General features: G+C 57.7%; 22 protein-coding genes and 1 riboswitch. Of the genes, 8 read left to right on the top strand and 14 right to left on the bottom strand.

Annotated elements, in window-relative coordinates:
• Positions 1-2: 2 nt before the first annotated feature.
• The 6 genes from ureE to JZ655_RS17800 form a co-directional block, all read right to left on the bottom strand.
• A complete protein-coding gene (gene ureE, locus JZ655_RS17825) occupies positions 3-467 on the bottom strand; it encodes an urease accessory protein UreE (RefSeq protein ID WP_207292426.1) in 465 nt (154 codons plus the stop codon).
• A 9-nt stretch (positions 468-476) separates the two neighbouring features.
• The gene (gene ureC / locus JZ655_RS17820) at positions 477-2180 is read right to left on the bottom strand and encodes an urease subunit alpha (protein ID WP_207292425.1); all 1704 of its coding nucleotides are present in this window, start codon (positions 2178-2180) and stop codon (positions 477-479) included.
• Positions 2173-2487 (bottom strand): urease subunit beta, encoded by a 315-nt coding sequence (locus JZ655_RS17815; RefSeq protein ID WP_046885835.1) that lies wholly within the window; start codon positions 2485-2487, stop codon positions 2173-2175. The genes ureC and JZ655_RS17815 overlap by 8 nt, the downstream gene beginning before the upstream one ends.
• 10 nt (positions 2488-2497) lie before the next feature.
• The gene (locus JZ655_RS17810; protein ID WP_040073970.1) at positions 2498-2800 is read right to left on the bottom strand and encodes an urease subunit gamma; all 303 of its coding nucleotides are present in this window, start codon (positions 2798-2800) and stop codon (positions 2498-2500) included.
• A 10-nt stretch (positions 2801-2810) separates the two neighbouring features.
• Positions 2811-3638: an urease accessory protein UreD gene (locus tag JZ655_RS17805; RefSeq protein ID WP_207292424.1), complete on the bottom strand. Its 828-nt coding sequence runs from the start codon at positions 3636-3638 to the stop codon at positions 2811-2813.
• 143 nt (positions 3639-3781) lie between these two features.
• Positions 3782-4795: an alpha/beta hydrolase gene (locus JZ655_RS17800; RefSeq protein ID WP_207292423.1), complete on the bottom strand. Its 1014-nt coding sequence runs from the start codon at positions 4793-4795 to the stop codon at positions 3782-3784.
• Positions 4796-4945: 150 nt separating this feature from the next.
• On the opposite strand from JZ655_RS17800, the gene JZ655_RS17795 reads away from it, so the two are divergent.
• Positions 4946-5368, top strand: coding sequence for a MarR family winged helix-turn-helix transcriptional regulator (locus JZ655_RS17795; protein ID WP_046885838.1), 423 nt, complete (start codon positions 4946-4948; stop codon positions 5366-5368).
• A 43-nt stretch (positions 5369-5411) separates the two neighbouring features.
• Here JZ655_RS17795 and JZ655_RS17790 read toward each other — a convergent pair whose 3' ends face one another.
• Positions 5412-6878 (bottom strand): MFS transporter, encoded by a 1467-nt coding sequence (locus tag JZ655_RS17790; protein ID WP_040073974.1) that lies wholly within the window; start codon positions 6876-6878, stop codon positions 5412-5414.
• Positions 6879-7032: 154 nt separating this feature from the next.
• Positions 7033-7647, bottom strand: coding sequence for a glycerol-3-phosphate 1-O-acyltransferase PlsY (gene plsY / locus JZ655_RS17785; RefSeq protein WP_207292422.1), 615 nt, complete (start codon positions 7645-7647; stop codon positions 7033-7035).
• A gap of 107 nt (positions 7648-7754) precedes the next feature.
• On the opposite strand from plsY, the gene folB reads away from it, so the two are divergent.
• A complete protein-coding gene (folB, locus tag JZ655_RS17780; RefSeq protein ID WP_040073976.1) occupies positions 7755-8123 on the top strand; it encodes a bifunctional dihydroneopterin aldolase/7,8-dihydroneopterin epimerase in 369 nt (122 codons plus the stop codon).
• A 107-nt stretch (positions 8124-8230) separates the two neighbouring features.
• Positions 8231-9052 carry an undecaprenyl-diphosphate phosphatase gene (gene bacA, locus JZ655_RS17775; RefSeq protein WP_046885840.1) on the top strand — a complete coding sequence of 274 codons (822 nt, stop codon included), beginning with the start codon at positions 8231-8233 and terminating at the stop codon, positions 9050-9052.
• A gap of 13 nt (positions 9053-9065) precedes the next feature.
• On the opposite strand, the gene JZ655_RS17770 is transcribed toward bacA, so the two are convergent.
• The gene (locus JZ655_RS17770; protein WP_207292421.1) at positions 9066-10307 is read right to left on the bottom strand and encodes a multifunctional CCA addition/repair protein; all 1242 of its coding nucleotides are present in this window, start codon (positions 10305-10307) and stop codon (positions 9066-9068) included.
• 61 nt (positions 10308-10368) lie between these two features.
• Positions 10369-10989 carry a TIGR04211 family SH3 domain-containing protein gene (locus tag JZ655_RS17765; protein WP_046885842.1) on the bottom strand — a complete coding sequence of 207 codons (621 nt, stop codon included), beginning with the start codon at positions 10987-10989 and terminating at the stop codon, positions 10369-10371.
• A gap of 238 nt (positions 10990-11227) precedes the next feature.
• Here JZ655_RS17765 and JZ655_RS17760 point away from each other — a divergent pair, with 238 nt between their 5' ends.
• Genes JZ655_RS17760 through hldE form a run of 3 tightly spaced genes read left to right on the top strand, consistent with a single transcriptional unit; the run spans position 11228 to position 16877 of the window.
• Positions 11228-12529, top strand: coding sequence for a CYTH domain-containing protein (locus JZ655_RS17760; RefSeq protein ID WP_207292420.1), 1302 nt, complete (start codon positions 11228-11230; stop codon positions 12527-12529).
• Between the two features lie 18 nt (positions 12530-12547).
• Positions 12548-15406 (top strand): bifunctional [glutamate--ammonia ligase]-adenylyl-L-tyrosine phosphorylase/[glutamate--ammonia-ligase] adenylyltransferase, encoded by a 2859-nt coding sequence (gene glnE / locus JZ655_RS17755; protein ID WP_207293876.1) that lies wholly within the window; start codon positions 12548-12550, stop codon positions 15404-15406.
• Positions 15407-15446: 40 nt separating this feature from the next.
• Entirely contained in the window at positions 15447-16877 is a 1431-nt protein-coding gene (gene hldE, locus JZ655_RS17750) for a bifunctional D-glycero-beta-D-manno-heptose-7-phosphate kinase/D-glycero-beta-D-manno-heptose 1-phosphate adenylyltransferase HldE (protein WP_046885845.1), read from the top strand.
• A gap of 26 nt (positions 16878-16903) precedes the next feature.
• Here the strand turns inward: hldE and ubiK are convergent, their stop codons facing one another.
• A complete protein-coding gene (ubiK, locus tag JZ655_RS17745) occupies positions 16904-17200 on the bottom strand; it encodes a ubiquinone biosynthesis accessory factor UbiK (RefSeq protein WP_040073983.1) in 297 nt (98 codons plus the stop codon).
• Between the two features lie 121 nt (positions 17201-17321).
• Positions 17322-17472: riboswitch (FMN riboswitch) on the top strand.
• 104 nt (positions 17473-17576) lie between these two features.
• Between ubiK and ribB the strand changes: the two genes are divergently transcribed.
• Positions 17577-18230, top strand: coding sequence for a 3,4-dihydroxy-2-butanone-4-phosphate synthase (gene ribB / locus JZ655_RS17740; protein ID WP_046885846.1), 654 nt, complete (start codon positions 17577-17579; stop codon positions 18228-18230).
• 36 nt (positions 18231-18266) lie between these two features.
• Here the strand turns inward: ribB and zupT are convergent, their stop codons facing one another.
• A complete protein-coding gene (gene zupT / locus JZ655_RS17735) occupies positions 18267-19040 on the bottom strand; it encodes a zinc transporter ZupT (RefSeq protein WP_207292419.1) in 774 nt (257 codons plus the stop codon).
• A 196-nt stretch (positions 19041-19236) separates the two neighbouring features.
• On the opposite strand from zupT, the gene ygiD reads away from it, so the two are divergent.
• Complete coding sequence (gene ygiD / locus JZ655_RS17730; protein WP_207292418.1) at positions 19237-20025, top strand: 4,5-DOPA-extradiol-dioxygenase; 789 nt, start codon at positions 19237-19239, stop codon at positions 20023-20025.
• A gap of 34 nt (positions 20026-20059) precedes the next feature.
• On the opposite strand, the gene JZ655_RS17725 is transcribed toward ygiD, so the two are convergent.
• Both JZ655_RS17725 and JZ655_RS17720 read right to left on the bottom strand, forming a co-directional pair.
• Positions 20060-21220 carry a glutathionylspermidine synthase family protein gene (locus JZ655_RS17725; RefSeq protein ID WP_207292417.1) on the bottom strand — a complete coding sequence of 387 codons (1161 nt, stop codon included), beginning with the start codon at positions 21218-21220 and terminating at the stop codon, positions 20060-20062.
• A gap of 2 nt (positions 21221-21222) precedes the next feature.
• On the bottom strand, positions 21223-21894 hold the full coding sequence (locus JZ655_RS17720; RefSeq protein ID WP_040073988.1) for a DUF1190 family protein: 672 nt from the start codon (positions 21892-21894) through the stop codon (positions 21223-21225).
• Positions 21895-21999 lie beyond the last annotated feature (105 nt).

Genomic DNA, 21999 nt, shown 5'->3' with positions numbered 1-21999 from the left:
CCTTAATGTGAATGAGCGTGAGAGTGGCTATGGCTGTGAGCATCGCTGGCATACGCCCCGGCTTCCGGTTCAAACGGCAGCGTGGCAAACGTCACCTCAAGGCCGAGCTGCCGCACCATGTCGTCGAGGACATGATCGTGGTGATAGCGCAGCTCGCCGGGCATGATTTGCAGCGGCACGTGGCGGTTGCCCAGGTGATAGCAGGCGCGGGCAAGCAGGAAAGGATCGGCGCAACGCACCACCGAAACGGACTCCGGGGCGGCAATCACTTCAATAATTTCGCTGCCGTCTTCCGTTGCCAGCATGTCGCCGCCGCGAAGCAGCAGGCCGCGCGGCAACATGAGCCCCGCTTCGCGACCATCGTTCAACGTGACGCGGGCGCGGCTTTTGACGCGGATATCAATCGGCAGCGTCACGCTGGTGGTGACGCGATGGGCGTGATCAAGGCGTTGGGTTAAGGTGATCATCTTGGCTCCTCAGAACAGGAAATAGCGTTGCGCCATCGGCAGGATCTCTGCCGGTTCGCTGGTTATCAGCTCGCCGTCCACGCGCACCTCGTAAGTTTGCGCATCGACGGTAATGTTGGGTTGCAGGCCGTTGTGGATCATGTCGGCCTTCTTCACGCTGCGACAGCCCCGCACCACGGCGGTGGTGCTTTGCAGGTTCAACTGCCGGGCAATGCCCTGCGCCTCTGCCGCCTGCGAAATAAAGGTCAGGCGGGTGGCGTGACGGGCGGCCCCCAGCGCGCCGAACATCGAGCGGTAGTGCACGGGTTGCGGCGTAGGGATAGAGGCATTGATATCGCCCATCGGGGCGCAGGCGATCATCCCGCCTTTCACAATGGTCGCGGGTTTTACGCCAAAGAATGCCGGAGACCAGACCACCAGATCCGCCAGTTTGCCCGCTTCGATGGAGCCGACTTCGTGGGCGATACCGTGGGTCAGCGCCGGATTAATGGTGTATTTGGCGACGTAGCGCTTCACGCGGAAGTTATCGTTATCACCGCTCTCTTCCGGCAGCGCGCCGCGCTGTACTTTCATCCGGTGGGCGACCTGCCAGGTGCGGATAATTACTTCGCCCACGCGGCCCATCGCCTGCGAGTCGGACGAGGTGAGCGAGAAGGCACCGATATCATGCAGCACATCTTCGGCGGCGATGGTCTCCCGGCGGATGCGCGATTCGGCAAAAGCCACGTCCTCGGCGATGTCCGGGTCAAGGTGGTGGCACACCATCAGCATGTCGAGATGCTCATCGATGGTATTCACCGTATAAGGCAGCGTCGGGTTGGTGGAGGAGGGGAGAATGTTCGGATGCGCGCAGGCGGTAATGATATCCGGCGCGTGACCGCCGCCCGCCCCTTCGGTGTGGAAGGTGTGAATGGTACGCCCGCCAATCGCTGCCAGGGTATCTTCTACAAAGCCGGATTCGTTCAGCGTGTCGCTGTGCAGGGCCACCTGTATATCCATCTCTTCGGCCACCTCCAGCGAACAGTTGATGGCCGCCGGCGTCGCCCCCCAGTCTTCGTGGATCTTCAGCCCGATGGCACCCGCTGCAATCTGCTCGCGCAGCGCGTCGGGATTAGAGCCGTTACCTTTGCCCAGCAGGCCAATATTGACCGGCAATGTATCGGCCGCCTGCAGCATGCGGGCGATGTACCAGGGGCCCGGTGTACAGGTGGTGGCGTTTGTGCCCGCTGCCGGGCCGGTGCCGCCGCCGATCATGGTGGTGACGCCGGAGACCAGCGCCTCTTCCGCCTGCTGCGGGCAGATCCAGTGAATGTGGGTGTCGATCCCGCCGGCGGTCACGATCTTCCCTTCGGCGGCAATCACCTCCGTCGCGGCGCCGATGGGGATGGTCACGCCGGGTTGAATATCCGGGTTACCGGCTTTGCCCACGGCGAAGAACCGGCCATCTTTGACGCCGATATCGGCTTTCACGATCCCCCAGTGATCGACGATCAGCGCGTTGGTCAGAACCAGATCCACACAATCTTGCGCGGTCATCTGCCCCTGGCCCATGCCGTCGCGGATCACTTTCCCGCCGCCAAATTTCACCTCTTCGCCGTACACGGTGAGATCTTTTTCCACCTCGATCCACAGCCCGGTGTCCGCCAGCCGGACCTTGTCGCCGGTGGTAGGGCCAAACATGTCGGCGTAGGCCTGACGCGAAATCTCAGCCATGCTTCACCTCGCCCATCACCTCGCCGCGAAAGCCAAAAATACGCTGCGCACCCGCCACCTGAACCAGCGTCACTTCGCGCTTCTGGCCGGGTTCGAAGCGCACGGCGGTGCCGGCCGGGATATCCAGGCGGTAGCCTCTCGTGGCCTCACGATCGAATTTTAACGCCGGGTTGACCTCGTAAAAGTGGTAGTGCGATCCCACCTGAATGGGGCGATCGCCATGGTTTTCGACCACCACGCGTTGGGTCTCGCGGGCCACGTTGAGGGCGATCTGCCCTGGTTTGATCTGATACTCGCCTGGGATCATTGCGCGCTCCTTAGACGATGGGGTTGTGAACGGTGACCAGCTTGGAGCCGTCCGGGAAGGTCGCCTCCACCTGAATATCCGGGATCATCTCCGGTACCCCTTCCATCACCTGCGAGCGGGTGAGGACATGACGTCCGGCCTCCATCAGCTCCGCCACGGTCTGCCCGTCGCGCGCGCCTTCCATAATGAAGGCGCTAATCAGCGCGACCGATTCCGGATAGTTGAGTTTGACTCCGCGGGCGAGACGGCGCTCTGCCACAAGCGCGGCGGTGAATAACAACAGTTTGTCTTTTTCTCTGGGGGTCAGTTCCATACGGGCTCTCTCAGGTCTGCCAGATCCGGGGTGAATGGGGCGCTTTGGCGGTTAAGTGCGGGCGCAGATGCTGCCAGATATCGCGCATCACCCGCTGGCAAACCAGGTTATCGTGCGAGAGAAAACGCACCGACAGCAGACCATCCGTGAGGGTGGCGCCGGCAAAATGGTTCAGCTCTGCCAGCAGGCTTCGCGTTTCCTCCAGGTGGCTCTCATTTGCCGGATAGAAAAGCAGCGTGCCGAGCCACGGATGGCCCGCCACCGGCGAGAGGTCGCCGTCGGCCAGGTGCTGGCGTTCAATTAACAGCGGTTCGCCATCGCGCCACACTTCCAGTCGACTCTCGAGCGTGCCGTGGCTAAAGGTTTCATCAATGACCGGGCGGCCCAGGCAGTAAAGCTCCCACGCCAGCAGCGTGCTGGTGGCATGCAGATGGAATACCGAGCGCAGCGCGGCGTTGGCGCCGGGGAAGAAAATCGTGTCCTGGGGTAGCCACTCAAGCGTGGCGTTTTCGTCCAGCCAGAAGTGCTGAGCCAGCCGCGCCTGCGGCCCGCTGCTGCGGTAGAACTTACTGGCGCCCGGCATGGTGATCAGCGCATGGCTGTTGGCGTCCAGTCGAATAGAAATATCCAGTTCATCGCCTCCGACAATCCCGCCAGGGGGGTGAAGCAGGTAGAGATGGCAGGTGTTGTCTTCCGGATAAAAGGGGCGCTGAACGGTAAGGGGACCAACGTGACGGGCAGAGTGGAGGAGGGTCTTTTCCGACGTATGACGAAACGCTAAAGCCAGCGAGGCGCGCCAGCCTTTATACGTATTATCAGCCACCTGGGTTGCTAACATGGTTCGTCCATCTGCTCGTCGTCGGGTTCCAGGTCAGTATGCCCTGGCGCAAATGAACCCTGTCATATGAGTCGCTTATGGATAGCGGGGGATGAAAAAGAAAAAGCACGGCCGGGGCCGTGCTCTCAAACGCGTGTTATGGCTTATTTCAGATGTTCATGCAGCGCTGCGCCCGCCTGCTGCAAGGCAACTTTCACCGTTGGCTCTTCGCTCAGCGGATTCAGCAGGCCATAGTCATGGATCATACCGTTGTAGCGGGTAACGGTAACCGGCACGCCTGCGGCATCGAGTTTACGGCCAAACGCTTCACCCTCGTCGCGCAGCACATCCAGCTCCGCGGTCTGAATCAGGGTTTGCGGGAAGCCTTTCAGCTGTTCAGTGCTGGCACGCAGCGGCGAGGCGAGAATCGAATTACGGTCAGCCGCGTTCGTGGTGTAGTTATCCCAGAACCATTTCATCATGTTTTTTGACAGGAAATAGCCGTTCTCAAACTGGTTATAAGAGGCGGTATCGAAGTTTGCATCGGTAACCGGCCACAGCATTACGTTATAGCGGATTTTCGGCCCTTTAAACTGTTTTGCCTGCAGCGCCACGGAGGCCACCATGTTGCCACCCACGCTATTACCGACCAGACCCAGACGGCTGCCATCCACACCAATTTCCTGACCGTGCTCTGCTACCCATTTTGTCGCTTCATAGGCCTGATTGATGGCCACCGGGAAGTGCGCCTCTGGTGACGGGGTGTAATCCACATAGACCGCAGCCGCGCCGGATGCCCGCATCAGATCGCGGATCAAACGTTCGTGGGTTGGGTAATCACCCAGTACCCAGCCGCCACCATGGAAGAACATAAACACCGGCAGCGTGCCGGTCACACCTTCAGGCTTAACGATGGTCAATTTGATCGCCTGCCCGTTGGCCTGGATGGTTTTCTGCGAAACCTGCGCCGGTGGCAGTTTTGCCCCCTGCTGGGCGCCAATCAGTACCTGGCGTGCTTCCTGCGGGGTCATTTGCTCCATCGGCTTACCGTTACCGCTATTCAGGACGTTCAGAAACGCCTGCACACCAGCAGTGGGGGCCGGTGTATTAACAGGCTGCGCGGAGGCCGCAGCGGATGCGAAGACGGAAGAAACCAGGATTGCGGACAATGTTTTCATGGTGAAGCCTCTGTATGTGTCGTTAAGGTTGTTTGTCACTAACTAGGTAGTGCGCTATTTAGTTTGTGCTGTAATACTTGCGCACAAGATACTTTTAGTCAAACATTATTTATACTTTTTTTAGAAAGATTTGTGTGATGGGAGTTAAAAATGAAAGAAAACAAAACGTTAGATGGCTTGCTCTGTTTTTCGTTGTACTCGGTAACCAACGCCCTGATCCGCCAGTACCGGCCCTTACTCAACGAACTGGATCTCACCTATCCGCAGTTCGTGGTGCTGATGGCCCTCTTTGAGCAGGATAATATTCCGCTGCGTGACCTCAGTGAAAAGACGTTGTTTGATTCGGGTACCCTGACCCCGCTGGTACAAAAGCTTGAAGCGAAAGGCTTTTTGAAACGCGTTGCGGTGGTGGGAGATGAACGAATGAAAAACGTCGTGCTAACCGAAAAAGCGGATGCGCTGAAAGCGCAAATTATGGGCTTGCCGGACCAGATGCGCTGTAGCATGCGTATGAACGATGAGGAGTTGGCGACGTTGAGACAGCTCGCCAGAAATCTGCTGGAGGATTTATAGCCCGTGATGGCGGGGACGTTGCGCCCCCGCCAGTGCCTTATCCTTAGCGGTAATCTTCGGCGTCCACATCGTACCCGGAGGGCTCCCAGCGGATCGCCAGCAGCGACGCCAGACCAATGAATGGCGCCAGGGCAATCACCCAGAAGACGGCGGTATCCAGCGAGGCCACCAGCAGCGGGAACATAAACAGGGATAACGTCGAACTGCTGCGCATCAGAGTCTGATTGAGCCCAACACCCACGCCGCGCAGTGAGGTCGGATAGCTCAGCGAGGCAAAGGTCATGGTATGCGCGCCGGGGCCAAACCCCTGGCCGAACAGGAACAGCGCCAGCATCGCCACGGCTGTCACCCCTTCAGCGGCACCATCCGGTCGACCAATCAACGCCAGTCCGAGCAAGGCGACAAGCTGGCAAGCGTAGCCCGCCAGCGACATCCGCCATGCGCCGAAGCGCGGCACATAACGTACCGCCAGCAGCCCGCCCACAAAGGCAAACAGCAGGTTGAGCGCCAGCGAGATCAGAATCGTTGTTAGCATCGACTGCACAAAGAAGCTGGAGATGATCACCGGCAGACCGAAGGCGACGGCGTTGTAGGCAAAAGAGGAGACCACGGAGAGCAGCGTCGCCAGGGTGGTACGCCGTAAATAGCGACCGCGGAACAGGTTCAGGTAGTTTGACCATTTGGCCTTGTTCACCACCGGGGCCGGCTGGTTAAGCACCTCCTGTGGCACATGGGCATTAATGTTATAAGACTGCCGCAGGATAGACGCGGCCTCCTTCAGCTTGCCCTGGTTCGCCGCCCAGACCGGGGATTCGCTCATATAGCGGCTACGAATCGCAATAATTACCAGCGCAGGCACCGCGCCAAAGCCGAGGATTAAGCGCCAGAGCCAGTCGCTATGGCTTTCGGGCAGTACGGCATAGAAAAAGAGCACCAGCAGATACGAAATACTGATTGCGGCGTACCAGGTAGGGCACCACATCGCCACGCTGGACGCTTTGTTGCCCGGACCTTTAAGCCTGGCGAACTCGCTGAGAAACGCCATCGCGACGGGGAGATCGATCCCCACCCCCAGGCCCATCACAAAGCGGGCCCCTGCCAGCACGTATTCATTGGGGGCGAGGGCGCAGGCGATGGCTGCGACCACAAAGAAGACCATGTCGGCCATAAAGACGCGGTAGCGCCCGATTTTATCAGTGAGATAACCCCCGAGGAGCGCCCCGACAATGGCGCCAAAGGTAATGGCCGATGCCACCATCCCGGTACCGGCCGGAGTGAGATTGAATTCGCGGGTGATATCTTTGATGCCAAACGCCAGCGCACCCAGATCGTACGCATCGAGGAAAATGCCACCCAGTGCGATGCCGACCACGATACGGGCGTTAGCTCTGCCTTGTGATCCCGCGTTGACCAGACGTGAAACGTCTGCCGCGCTACGAACCCACCTGATGTCACCATCCGGGGCATGTCCTGCCGTTGAAAGCGGAGTTGTATCTGAAATGTCTGCCATTTTTCTTTTTGTGTCGTTGTGGTGTGTCTCTTAGAGTTACCACAGGCAGAAAGTGATAAATATCACATTTGGTTATAAGACATAACCTGAAGAGAGCGTGGCCCGCCAGGCCCGTTTACGCAGCGCGTCGCCGGGCAAAAAGAGGAGAGAGAAATTACTCAGACTCTCTCTTTTTTCGTTTGAATTTGGTCCAGATTTTGGTCTCCTGACGACGCCACAAGCGCTGAATATTATCGTGATGGCGTAGCAGGATAAGGCAGGAGAGCATCGAAACCGGGAAGGTAAACTGGGGTTTAAACCACCAGACGTAGAAGGGCGCAATCAGCGCGCTGACAATCGCACCCAGTGAAGAGTAACCGCTCAGCAATACGCTCAGCAGCCAGGTGCCCGCCATGACGCCGGTGAGATCCCAGCCGATAGGGGCAATCGCCCCGAAGGCGGTGGCCACGCCTTTGCCGCCTTGAAAACCGAAGAAGACAGGCCAGATATGGCCCAGACAGGCGGCAATAGCAATCAGTCCCAGCCAGAACGGCGTCACGCCCAATGCGTATGCGCCCCAGACGGGCAACATGCCTTTCAGGACGTCGAAAATCAACACCGCTACGGCTGCTCCTTTGCCGCCAATTCGTAGTACATTGGTCGCCCCCGGATTTCCGGAGCCACTCTCACGTGGATCGGGAAGCCCGGCAAGACGGCAGACCAGAATGGCGCTGGAAATTGAGCCGCAAAGGTAGGCGAGGAGGATCATTCCAGGCGCGATTGCACTCATAACGCTGTTCCGTTTTGAAAATGTCGTTTTGTACTCAGCATCTGTGGATAATACGCATAATTCGCCGGGAGTGGTATCTGGTTAAGTCAAAAAGCAGGCAGGTCGTGATGGATATTGTATTTATAGAGCAACTTTCGGTAATCACCACTATTGGTGTTTACGACTGGGAACAGACCATCGAACAGAAGCTGGTGTTCGATATCGAAATGGGCTGGGATAACCGTGCCGCAGCGAAAAGCGATGACGTGAATGACTGCTTAAGTTATGCCGATATCAGCGAGGCGGTGGTAAACCATGTTGAAGGGCAACGTTTTGCGCTGGTCGAGCGCGTGGCGGAAGAGGTGGCGAGCCTGTTGTTAAGCCGCTTTAACTCCCCCTGGGTGCGCATCAAACTCAGCAAACCGGGCGCCGTGGCGCGTGCTGCCAACGTTGGCGTGGTGATCGAGCGTAGCCAAAATCTTAAAGGCGATAATTAACTTCATAATTACTAAACCATTTCCGGTTAAACCGGTCTTAAAGCTGTAGCTTTCGCGGCTGCCCGTAGGGTAGGCCGTTTTTACTATAATTTTTAGGGGTTTATTTGATGAGCGATATGCACTCGCTGTTGATAGCGGCAATACTGGGTGTGGTCGAAGGATTGACGGAGTTTTTGCCGGTTTCCAGTACCGGACACATGATTATCGTGGGTCACCTGCTGGGCTTTGAGGGCGAAACGGCAAAAACCTTCGAAGTGGTTATTCAGTTGGGTTCCATTCTCGCCGTGGTGGTGATGTTCTGGCGCCGTCTGTTCGGCCTGATTGGCATTCATTTTGGCCGCCCACCGCAGCATGAAGGCGAGGGCAAAGGTCGTCTCACATTGATTCATATTCTGCTTGGTATGGCGCCCGCCGTGGTGCTGGGCCTGATTTTCCACGACACCATCAAATCGCTCTTCAACCCCATTAACGTGATGTACGCGCTGGTGGTGGGTGGCGTGCTGCTGATTGCGGCAGAACTGCTGAAGCCAAAAGAGCCGCGCGCGCCGGGTCTGGATGATATGACTTACCGCCAGGCGTTTATGATTGGCTGCTTCCAGTGTCTGGCATTGTGGCCGGGCTTCTCCCGCTCCGGGGCGACCATTTCCGGCGGTATGCTGATGGGCGTGAGCCGCTATGCGGCATCGGAGTTCTCGTTCCTGCTGGCGGTGCCGATGATGATGGGTGCCACCGCGCTGGATCTCTATAAGAGCTTCCACTTCCTGACGGTGGGCGACATCCCGATGTTTGCCGTCGGCTTCGTGACGGCGTTCCTCGTGGCGCTGGTGGCGATCAAAACCTTCCTCCAGCTCATCAAGCGCATCTCCTTTATTCCGTTCGCCATCTACCGCTTTATCGTCGCGGCAGCGGTGTACGTGGTCTTCTTCTGATGACCGGTTGCCCTCACTCTTTTGGCTGAGGGCAACGCTTTTCCTTCCATTCTGACACTGCCTGAATACGCCTTTTCGTTAACTCTTCGCGAATTTCTGCGCCCTTAAATCCTGCCTCCACGACCGCTTTGGTCGGCACCGCTTTCGCCACATCCCAGGCTTCACGGAGTAACCGACCCTGCGGGTAGTCGTTGGCCTCAAACCCGGTGCGTCCACGTACGTCCGCTTCGCTGGTAAGGGCGATCTGCTCCACGCGTACGGGCTTGCGCCAGGCGTCGATGCTGTCGAAAAGCTTCACGATGGTGGCCGGTTTCAGGATCGGGAAGGTGTGGATCAGGTCATGGAATTCGGCGACCAGCTTCGCTAAATCGCGCAGTTCGTTCGGTACGCGCAGACGCTGGCAGAGCCCGGAGACCAGCTTCACGCCCGCCGGACCATGGCCGTGATGCCGTGGCCACAACGCTTTTGGCGTGAGTCCTTTTCCCAGGTCGTGACAGAGCGTGGCAAAGCGCACATCCACCGTCGGGCTCAGCATCGCCGCCATGCTTAGGGTCATCAGGGTATGGATGCCGGTATCGATTTCCGGGTGCCACTTCGCTGGCGCAGGCACCCCAAAGAGGGCGTCAATTTCCGGGAAGAGCACCTTCAGGGCGCCGCAATCGCGCAGCACCTGGAAAAAGACCTGCGGGTTGCGGGTAGAGAGCGCATTTTCCGTCTCTTTCCAGACGCGCTCCGCCGTCAAATGCTCCAGCTCGCCTGCGGCGGTCATGGCCGTCATTAAGGCCATGGTCTCGTCGGCAATGCGGAAGCTGAGGTGGGCGTAGCGTGCGGCAAAGCGCGCGACGCGCAGAACGCGCAGCGGGTCTTCTGAAAACGCAGGGGAGACATGGCGCAGCAGGCGGTTTTTCAAATCCTCCTGGCCGCCGTAAGCATCCACGATGGTGCCGTCATCATTACGCGCGAGGGCATTGATAGTGAGATCGCGGCGAAGCAGATCTTGCTCCAGGGTGACGTCCGGTGCGGCATAGCAGGTAAACCCGGTATAGCCGGAGCCAGATTTTCGCTCCGTACGCGCCAGGGCATACTCTTCGTGAGAGTGGGGATGAAGGAATACGGGAAAATCGCGGCCTACCTGCTGGTAGCCCGCGTCAAGCATCTGCTGGGGGGTGGCGCCCACCACCACCCAGTCTTTATCTTTGACCGGCAGACCTAACAACGCATCGCGAACCGCACCACCGACCAGATAAATCTTCACGCCTTACACTCCCGCATCCATTTTTCACAAAATAATACGTTAGTGTGGCAGAGAAGACGATTTAGTTCATCCAGCGATCTTTACGCTTACGGCTCGGTATCAGGTGAGGCAGCACCAGACCCAACAGCAGGCCTACGCCCAGCACGCCGCCGCCATACATAAACCACTGCATGATGATGGTGCGCTGTTTGTCGTCAAGCTGCAGGTTCGCGGCGTTGACCTTCTTCTGCGCGACGATCAGCTCGTTCTTGAGCTTCTGGTTCTCTTCTTTCAGGCCATTAATCACGCTATCGCTCTGCGAGACCTTCTGCTGCATCTCGGCGGTGCGCTGGTTCCAGGTGGTATCGATATTATTTAGCTTATCGGTCAGGGTCTTAACCTGATTTTCCAGATCCGGTACACGGGTACGCAGGCTGGGGTTAGTGCTAAGCTCTTTCAACGGGATCCACGCCGTACGGCCGCTGCTGTCGCGCACCTGGCCGTAGTTGGTATCCGCATTGGTCTGTAACAGAGAGACTTCCTCGCCGGCATTGACGGTGCCCACGAGACGATAATGGTCGCCCGGGCCGCTGCGTACCCAGGTGTTGAGTTCATCAGAAACGTAGCGTTTCTCTTCCGCGTGCACCGCAGTGGCGGCGCTGAAAGCGAGGAAAGTGAGTCCAATCAGGCGTAATTTAAGCATCATTAGTCGTTATTTACATAAAAAGTGGAACGATAGTAGAGGTTACGATGCTTCCACGCAAAAGATTCGTCAGCATTCAGAATCATCTGTGTACCGTAACGCACTGCGTCTAACCTTTACGCCCGTCAAATTGCTCATTGCGTGGCAATCTGGCGCAAAATACTATCTACTGACAAAAAAGTGATGAGTAAGTTCGCTGTAATTTACCCCGCTGTGACGCAACCAGAAGATCGAGGCCATGGCTCAGGAAATCGAATTAAAATTTATCGTCGAAAATGACAGCGTTGATGCGCTGCGTACCCGCCTTCACCAGTTGACCGCTGAACATCATCAGCCGGTGGAGTTACTTAACATCTATTACGAAACGCCGGATAACTGGCTGCGCCGCCACGATATGGGCCTGCGCATCCGTGGTGCCAGCGGGCGCTATGAGATGACGATGAAAATCGCCGGTCGCGTGGTGGGCGGTTTGCATCAACGTCCTGAATACAACATCAACATTGAAAAGCCTGAACTGGCGCTGGATCGCTTCCCGGCTGAGGTCTGGCCGGAAGGGGGATTACCCGCCACGCTTGCCGCCGAGGTGAGCCCCCTGTTCAGCACCAATTTCATGCGCGAGAAGTGGCTTGTGAATGAAGGCAACAGCCGCATTGAGATTGCCCTCGACCTCGGGGAAGTGAAGGCCGGTGAACTGCAGGAACCCCTTTGCGAGCTGGAGCTGGAGCTGCTGGAAGGCGATGCCGAAGATGTGCTGAAACTGGCGCGCAAGCTGGTAAGCCAGCCGGGTCTGCGTCAGGGAAGCCTGAGCAAAGCCGCGCGCGGTTATCACCTGGCGGCAGGTAATGCCCCACGCACCCGCAAACCGACGCCAATTTTGAAGGTTCCGGCCAAATCCTCCGTGGAGAAGGGCTTTGAAGCGGCACTGGAACTGGCCCTCAGCCAGTGGCAGTACCATGAAGAGCTGTGGGTACGCGGCGTGAAAGACGCCAAAGCAGACGTGCTGGCGGCAATAAGCCTGGTGCGCCATACCCTGGCGCTGTTTGGCGGTATCGTTCCGCGTAAAGCAAGTGCTCGTTTACGTGATCTGCTTACCCAGACCGAGACCCTGATGGCAACCGAGGTCTCTGCCCAGACGGCCGCGTACAGCGCGCAAAACGCCACGGCTAAACTGGCGTTGACCGAGTTTCTGGTGACCCATGGCTGGCGCAATTTCCTGGATGCCAAAGCGCAGGCCAAAATTGACGACTCATTTAAACGCTTTGCTGATATTCACCTTTCCCGTCACGCGGCGGAACTGAAAGCGGCGTTCGCCCAGCCGCTGGGTGACCAGTATGGCGATCAGCTGATCCGACTGGCGCGTGATATCGACAGCATATTGCTGCTGGCTGGCGCCTATGATGGCCCCGTCGCCCATGCCTGGCTGGAGAACTGGCAGGGGTTGCAGCATGCCATTAAGACTCGTCAGCGTATTGAGATTGAACATTTCCGTAATGAGTCCATTTCGCAGGAGCCATTCTGGCTGCACAGCGGAAAACGTTAACGCAGGCAAGGAACCCCAATCATGCCGCTTTTCTCCCAGTTACAGCAGCAGTGGCAGACGGTGTGTGAACGTCTGCCGGCGTCGTTACCCGCCTCCTCCCTGAGTGAGCAGGCGCAGCAGGTGCTGACCTTTAGCGATTTTGTGCAGGAGAGTATTTCTGCGCATCCCGACTGGCTGGTGGAACTTGAAACCTCGCCACCCCAGGCGGAAGAGTGGCGGGAGTATGCCGCCTGGCTGCACGCTGCGCTGGTAGAGGTGACCGACGAGGCTGCGCTGATGCGCGTGCTGCGTCAGTTCCGCCGTCAGGTGATGGTGCGCATCGCCTGGGCGCAGGCGCTGTCACTGGTGAGCGAAGAGAGCACGTTACAGCAGCTGAGTGCCCTGGCGGAGACCTTAATCGTCGCCGCCCGCGACTGGCTGTACGAGGCGTGCTGCAAAGAGTGGGGAACCCCCTGTAATGACGAAGGCATCCCGCAGCCCTTGATGATTCTGGGGATGGGGAAGCTGGGCGGCGGCGAGCTGAACTTCTCTTCGGATATTGATCTGATCTTTGCCTGGCCGGAGAAAGGGGCGACCCGTGGGGGGCGCCGCGAGCTGGATAACGCTCAATTTTTCACGCGTCTGGGTCAGCGGCTTATCAAAGCGCTGGATCAGCCGACTCAGGACGGCTTTGTCTATCGGGTGGATATGCGTTTGCGCCCCTTTGGCGACAGCGGCCCGCTGGTGCTGAGCTATGCCGCGCTGGAAGATTATTACCAGGAGCAGGGGCGCGACTGGGAACGCTACGCGATGGTAAAAGCGCGGATCATGGGCGATAACGACGATGTCTACGCTGGTGAGTTACGCGCCATGCTGCGCCCGTTTGTCTTCCGTCGTTATATCGACTTCAGCGTAATTCAGTCGCTGCGAAACATGAAAGGGATGATAGCCCGGGAAGTGCGGCGTCGTGGACTGCGGGATAACATCAAGCTCGGCGCGGGCGGTATCCGGGAAATCGAATTTATTGTTCAGGTCTTCCAGTTGATTCGCGGTGGGCGCGAGCCGTCGCTGCAATCCCGCTCTCTGCTGCCCACCCTGGCGGCGATTGCGCAGCTGAATTTGCTGCCGGAAGGGGATGCGCAGACGCTGCGTGAGGCCTACCTCTTTTTACGTCGGCTTGAGAATCTGCTGCAAAGTATCAACGACGAGCAGACGCAGACTCTGCCGGGCGACGATCTCAATCGCGCACGCCTCGCCTGGGGCATGCGGATGGATGACTGGCAAAGCCTTACCGACCAGCTCGATCGGCACATGGCCGCGGTGAGGCATATCTTTAATGAACTGATTGGCGATGACGAAAGCGAATCACAAGAGGATGAACTCTCTGAGCACTGGCGCGAGCTGTGGCAGGATGCGCTGGAAGAGGACGACACCACCCCGGTACTGGCGCACCTGAGCGATGAAGATCGTCACCGGGTCGTGGCGCTGATTGCCGATTTCCGCCTGGAGATGAACAGGCGCGCCATCGGCCCTCGCGGGCGCCAGGTGCTGGATCATCTTATGCCGCATCTGCTGAGTGAAGTCTGCCCCCGCGCGGATGCCCCGATCCCCCTTTCGCGTTTGACGCCGCTGCTAACGGGCATTATCACCCGTACCACTTATCTGGAGCTGCTAAGCGAATTTCCCGGCGCGCTTAAGCACCTGATCACCCTCTGTGCCGCCTCGCCCATGGTGGCCAATAAGCTGGCGCGTTATCCGTTGTTGCTGGATGAGCTGCTTGATCCCAATACCCTTTACCAGCCGACGGCGACGGACGCCTATCGCGACGAGCTGCGCCAATATCTGCTGCGCGTACCGGAAGAGGACGAAGAGCAGCAGCTTGAGGCGCTGCGCCAGTTCAAGCAGGCGCAGATGTTGCGCGTCTCGGCTGCTGATATCGCTGAAACGCTGCCGGTCATGAAAGTGAGTGACCATTTAACCTGGCTGGCGGAAGCGATTATTGATGCGGTGGTACAGCAGGCATGGGTGCAAATGGTGGCGCGCTATGGGCAGCCGAAGCACCTGGCCGATCGGGAAGGCCGCGGTTTTGCGGTAGTGGGGTACGGCAAGCTGGGTGGCTGGGAGCTGGGATACAGCTCCGATCTGGATCTGATCTTCCTGCACGACTGCCCGGTGGACGTGATGACCGACGGCGAGCGGGAAATCGACGGGCGGCAGTTCTATTTGCGGCTGGCTCAGCGCATCATGCACCTCTTTAGCACCCGCACCTCATCAGGGATCCTCTATGAGGTGGATGCGCGACTGCGTCCCTCTGGCGCGGCGGGCATGTTGGTCACCTCGACCGAATCCTTTGCCGACTATCAGCAAAACGAAGCCTGGACGTGGGAGCATCAGGCGCTGGTGCGCGCCCGGGTGGTGTATGGCGATCCGCAGTTAACCGCGCAATTCGACACCATTCGTCGGGATGTGCTTACCACCCCGCGCGAGGGCGAGACCCTACAAACTGAAGTGCGTGAAATGCGCGACAAGATGCGTTCGCATCTTGGCAATAAGCACCGGGATCGCTTCGATATCAAGGCCGATGAGGGCGGGATCACCGATATTGAGTTTATTACGCAATATCTGGTACTGCGTCACGCGCACCTGAAACCAAAGCTGACCCGCTGGTCGGATAACGTACGCATTCTGGAACTGCTGGCGCAAAACGACATCATGGATGAAGCGGAGTCGCTGGCGTTAACCCGGGCTTACACCACGCTACGTGATGAGTTGCACCATCTGGCATTGCAAGAGCAGCCTGGCCATGTGGCTCCAGAGTGCTTCGCGGCAGAGCGAGAGCTTGTGCGGGCCAGCTGGCAGAAGTGGCTGGTGGAACCGTGCGTAACAAAACAAGTGTGATATTATCGCGCGCAAATTGTGAATCTTTCTGGAGTCAGGAATGAAAGTAACACTGCCAAAGTTTGAACGGGCTGGCGTGATGGTTGTGGGCGATGTAATGCTGGATCGCTACTGGTACGGACCCACCAGCCGCATCTCCCCGGAAGCGCCGGTACCGGTGGTAAAAGTTGATACCATTGAGGAGCGTCCTGGCGGCGCGGCAAACGTGGCGATGAACATTGCCTCCCTCGGCGCGCATTCGCGTCTGGTGGGGCTGACAGGTATTGATGATGCGGCGCGTGCCCTGAGCAAAACGCTGGCCGACGTGAACGTCAAATGTGATTTCGTTTCTGTGCCTACCCATCCCACCATTACCAAGCTGCGCGTGCTATCGCGTAACCAGCAGCTGATCCGTCTCGACTTTGAAGAGGGGTTTGAGGGAGTAGATCCGCAACCGCTGCACGAGCGCATCAACCAGGCGCTGGGCAACATTGGCGCGCTGGTGCTCTCTGACTACGCCAAAGGGGCGCTGGCGAGCGTACAGCAGATGATTCAGCTGGCGCGTAAAGCCAATGTGCCTGTGCTGATCGACCCGAAAGGGACAGACTTCGAACGCTATCGTGGTGCCACGCTGCTGACGCCTAACCTCTCTGAGTTTGAGGCGGTGGCGGGCAAGTGCAAAAACGAAGCTGAGCTGGTAGAGCGCGGCATGAAGATCATCGCCGATTTCGAACTTTCTGCGCTGCTGGTGACCCGTTCCGAACAGGGGATGAGCCTGCTGCAGCCCGGCAAAGCGCCGCTGCATATGCCAACCCAGGCCCAGGAAGTCTATGACGTGACCGGTGCGGGCGATACGGTGATTGGCGTGCTGGCGGCGACGCTTGCGGCGGGCAATACCCTGGAAGAGGCGTGTTACTTTGCCAACGCCGCGGCAGGCGTGGTGGTGGGCAAACTGGGCACCTCTACCGTCTCGCCGGTTGAGCTGGAAAACGCCGTGCGTGGCCGCGCAGAGACGGGCTTCGGCGTGATGACCGAAGACGAGCTTAAAGACGCCGTTGCCGCAGCGCGTAAGCGGGGCGAAAAAGTGGTGATGACCAATGGCGTGTTCGACATCCTGCATGCCGGCCACGTCTCCTATCTGGCCAACGCGCGCAAGCTGGGCGATCGCCTGATTGTGGCGGTCAACAGCGATGCCTCGACAAAACGTCTGAAGGGCGAGACCCGTCCGGTCAATCCTCTGGAACAGCGCATGATTGTACTGGGTGCGCTGGAGGCGGTGGACTGGGTGGTGTCGTTTGAAGAGGACACGCCGCAGCGCCTGATTGCCGGTATCCTGCCCGATCTGCTGGTGAAAGGCGGTGATTATAAGCCAGAGCAGATCGCCGGTAGCGAAGAGGTATGGGCTAACGGCGGTGAAGTGATGGTGCTGAACTTTGAAGATGGCTGTTCAACGACGAACATCATCAAAAAGATACAGAAAGATAGTGAATAAAAAAACGGGCCTGATGGCCCGTTTTTTTATACCTGATCGTCGACCGGTGGAATAGCCGGGGCCGGTTTCACTTCCGCAGGGGTGTTGCGGTTTTCCAGCTCTGTCAGACGTTGCTCAAGCAGGGCGATTTTTTCGCGGGTACGCAACAGCACCTGAGTCTGGACGTCAAACTCTTCGCGGCTCACCAGATCCAGACGCATCAGCTGCGATTGCAGGATCTGACGGATCTTCTTCTCTACATCGTCACCAAAATCACGAATGCCTTTCGGCATGGATTCATGGACCTGACGGGCAATCTGTTCAATTTTTTTCGGGTCAATCATTGTCGTTTCCCTTGATGAAAAGGTGTTAATGACCATTGTAGCGCGTAACGCGGATCCATAAACCAGATTTGTATGAAGCTAATGCGTTGCCGAACATAATCATTAGCGTTATAGTTATCTCGCTTATTCTCAGGGCGGGGCGAAATTCCCCACCGGCGGTAAATCAACCTTACGTTGAAAGCCCGCGAGCGCTTCAGGTGTGAGCCTGAAGGTCAGCAGATCCGGTGTAATTCCGGGGCCGACGGTTAAAGTCCGGATGGGAGAGAGTAACGATCAAGTCGGGCGAGGCCCGCTCACGTTATTTTTTTGCCGCTTTGCGGCGCTCCTAAGACTGCCCTGATTCTGGTAACCATAATTTTAATGAGGTTTATTTACCATGAATCAGACGCTACTTTCCTCTTTTGGTACCCCTGTCGAACGTATCGAACAGGCTCTAACCGCCCTTCGTGAAGGTCGCGGTGTAATGGTGCTTGACGATGAAGATCGTGAAAACGAAGGTGATATGATTTTCGCCGCCGAAACCATGACCGTTGAGCAGATGGCGCTGACCATTCGCCACGGCAGTGGGATTGTCTGCCTGTGTCTTAACGAAGAGCGCCGTAAGCAGCTGGATCTGCCAATGATGGTAGAAAACAACACCAGCGCCTTCGGCACCGGCTTTACGGTAACCATCGAAGCAGCCCACGGCGTGACCACTGGCGTGTCTGCTGCCGACCGTATTACGACCGTTCGTGCCGCCATTGCCGACGGCGCAAAACCTTCCGATCTGAACCGTCCGGGCCACGTCTTTCCGCTGCGCGCGCAGCCGGGCGGCGTTCTGACCCGCGGTGGTCACACTGAAGCAACCATCGATCTGGTGACTCTGGCAGGCTTCAAGCCAGCCGGCGTGCTCTGTGAACTGACCAACGACGACGGCAGCATGGCGCGCGCGCCAGAGTGCATCGACTTTGCCGTGAAGCACAACATGGCCGTTGTCACCATTGAAGATCTGGTGGCCTATCGTCAGGCACATGAGCGCAAAGCCAGCTAATTGAATGAAAAACGCCGGGTTAACCCGGCGTTTTTTTTATCCTATCCCTGCGGTTTGTAGCAGGACCAGACTTAGCCCCATCACCGACATGCCGCAGAGCACGCCATAGCTCGGGTTATTGTTAGGATCGATCTCTTTTGCCAGCGGCATGAGTTCATCCACGGACAACGCCACCATAATCCCCGCGACCGCAGCCATGATGGCCGCCATCACCACCGGTGAAATCAGGCTTCCCAGAATCAGCCATGCCAGCACGCCGCCAAGAATCTCTGCCATACCGGAGATCCCAGCCCAGAATACCGCTTTACGTTTAGAGCCCGTGGCGGCATAGACCGGTCCGGCCACCGCCAGACCTTCAGGAATATTGTGCAATGCCACGGCCAGCGCGATACCAAAGCCCAGCTCAAGGTTATTGCTGGCGGTAACGTAGGTGGCGACCCCTTCCGGGAAGTTATGCAGGCTGATGCCCAGCGTCAGCAGCACGGCGGTACGTTTGATATTGCCCGGCAGCGGTTTCGACCCTTTTTGCATCAGATCCTGCGGATGCGCATGGGGCAGCATCCGGTCCAGCGCAAAGTAACCCAGCAGGCCGAAGACAAACATGCCATAGCCCAGCACCGGCGACATGCCCTCGGTACCCAGCGCGGCGGGCAGCATCTCCATGAGTGATATCAGCAGCATAATGCCCGCGGCAAAGCCGAGGGAGAAGGCCAGCACGCGGTTAGACGGTTTCTGGCCCAGCACGCCGAGAATCGCACCAATAAACGTGGCGGCGCCTGCAAGTATGGTCAGAAGCAAGGGTACTGACATGTCTCTCTCCTTTTGATAACGATTCTCATTAATATTAAGGGCTAAAAGCGGGCAAAGCGAGAGGGCCGCTACGCCTTTACCATTCCCTTACATTCAAATTTCCTGAAGATCATCATCATGCTTATCCGGGTTCATCTTAGCGCGATAGCGCGTAATGTGATGCTATTAAATCGACATCTTATGTAAGGATATCACCATGACTGCTTCTCGTATGCCAGCGCTGTTTTTGGGGCACGGTAGCCCGATGAACGTGCTGGAGGATAACGTCTATACCCGCGCATGGCGTCATCTGGGCGAGACCTTACCGCGTCCGAAGGCTATCGTGGTGGTGTCCGCCCACTGGTTCACCCGCGGTACTGGCGTGACCGCGATGGAAGCGCCGAAAACGATCCACGATTTTGGCGGTTTTCCACAGGCATTGTATGACACGCACTACCCGGCGCCGGGTTCGCCCGAGCTGGCGCAGGCGCTGGTTGAAAGGCTGGCGCCCGTCCCGGTGGCGCTGGATAAAGAGGCCTGGGGCTTCGACCATGGCTCCTGGGGCGTGCTTATTAAGATGTATCCGGAAGCAGACATCCCCATGGTGCAGCTTAGCATCGACAGCACCAAACCGGCGGCCTGGCATCTGGAGATGGGGCGCAAGCTGGCAACATTGCGTGACAAGGGCATTATGCTGGTGGCCAGCGGTAATGTGGTGCACAACCTGCGTACCGCGCGCTGGCATGGCGAACATACGCCCTATCCCTGGGCGACATCGTTCAACGATTTTGTAAAAGCGAATCTTCACTGGCAGGGGCCCGCCGGAGAGCATCCGCTCGCGAATTACCTGGAACACGAAGGCGGCTCGCTGTCGAATCCCACGGCTGAACATTTCTTGCCTCTGCTGTATGTGCTGGGGGCCTGGGATGGTGAAGAGCCGATAACGATCCCGGTCGACGGAATTGAGATGGGGAGCCTGAGCATGTTGTCGGTACAGGTGGGTTAAAACATGCCCGGTAGCGCAGGCCACCGGGCAAGGTTTACTCTACAAAGATGTGCGGATAGAAGCGTGACAGATCCTGGGTAATCAGCGCCCGGTCTTCACGAATACCAATCCCGGCTGGCTCGTCGTTGATAAGCCAGCTGCCAATCAGGACATAGCTGTCGCCAAATTTAGGCAGTTGATAAAACTGCTGGACGATCATTCCCTCTTCACCGTACGGACCTTCAACGGCTTCCACCGTTTTACCGTTTTCGATAATCGATACGTTGGCACCTTCGCGGGAGAAGATCGGTTTCACGACATACTTATCCATGGGCGGATAGTCATCTTCGGCGAAATAAGCAGGCAGCAGGTTAGGGTGATCCGGGAACATCTCCCACAGCATCGGCAACAGCGCTTTGTTCGAGATGATGCTCTTCCATGCTGGCTCCAGCCAGCGCACGCCGGCATCTTCCAGCTTGGTGGAGAACATCTCGCGCAGCATGAACTCCCACGGATAGAGCTTGAACAGATTGCTGATGACCTGGTCCTGCAGATCAGTAAACTGACCTTTCTCACCCAGACCAATGTCTTCCATATACAGAAATTCGGTGGCGACCTCTGCTTCTGCAGCGCAGTCCTGCAGATACTGCACGGTACCCCGATCTTCTACCGTATCGCGGCAGCAGGCCAGATGCAGCAGGTTGAAACCGTGCTGCTCACGCAGCTCGGCAAAGCGCGCAATCAGCTTTTCCTGCAGGCTGTTAAACTGATCGCTACCTTCCGGCAGCTTGCCCGCCTGGAGCTGATCTTCCAGCCAAATCCACTGGAAGAACGCCGCTTCGTACAAGGAAGTCGGCGTATCGGCGTTATTCTCAAGTAGCTTAGGTTCACCAACGCCATCCCACGCCAGATCGAGGCGGGAATAGAGCGACGGTTGATACGTTTCCCAGGACTGGCGAACGAAACCCCAGGTGTGTTTAGGAATGCGGAATTTGGTCATTAGCGCATCGCTGGCAATGACCTTATCGACGACTTTCAAACACATCTGATGCAGTTCGGCAGTCACCTCTTCCAGCTTTTCAACCTGCTCAAGAGTGAGCTTGTAATAGGCCTCTTCACACCAGTACGGTTCGCCGTACATGGTGTGGAAGTTAAAACCATATTCAGTGGCTTTTTCGCGCCAGTCCGGGCGCTCGACAATACTGACTCGTTCCATTATCAGCCGCCCATGGAGCGGGTCGAGGTGCCCGTGGCACTACGCTGCATGGAGGTCTGTTTCGCAACAGATTCCCCAAAGCCGCCGCGGGTCACGGTGCTGGTGGTCGCCGGTTTTGGCGCCATCGCGGTTTTCGGTACCGTCATGGTACGGCCCGGCTGCGCGGCGCCGTATCCCTTACCGCTGGCGTCGGTATATTTGCCGTAGGCAGGGCTGTTCGGATTTTTGGAGCTAAACAGCGGCTGCTGCTGGTAGCCTGCGCCACCGCTCATCAGGCGGCCCATCATATAGCCCGCCATCAGCGGCATCCAGAAACTGCCGCTGGATTGCGCCTGCGCCTGGTTTTCTGGCGCGGTGCCAGCCTGTGCCGGTGTTGGTGCCTGCTGACACTGACCTTCACCGAATTCGGCTACGCAGTCTTCACGGCTGGCGTATTTCGGCGCAGTACGTTCAGCCTCTTTCAGGGCACTGTTGTAAGCGGTGGTACATTCCGCTTTGTTGCCGGTGGCGGTCGCGCAGTCATCAGCGTTCTGATAGAGCGAAACCGTTTCGTCGTTTTGTTCACAGCCCGCCAGCATAAAGACGGCCGTTACGGCCAGTGCGACAGGAGTAAGATGGCGTGCGCCCCAATTTTTGCGGAACGACGCGTGATTGATGGATTTTGTCCGTTTCATTTTTGTCTTCCAGGACCCGGTGGTATTACGTGGTATATAACGCTCAGAATAGAGGATGAGTGGTCGAAAATGAAGCGTAGTGCGGGAATCGAGGGGATCTTTACG

Origin of the sequence: Leclercia pneumoniae (assembly GCF_017348915.1) — a bacterium.
GTDB classification, from domain to species: domain Bacteria; phylum Pseudomonadota; class Gammaproteobacteria; order Enterobacterales; family Enterobacteriaceae; genus Enterobacter; species Enterobacter pneumoniae.
Note: the sequence above shows the minus strand (reverse complement) of the source record. Positions and strands in the feature narration are given on the sequence as shown.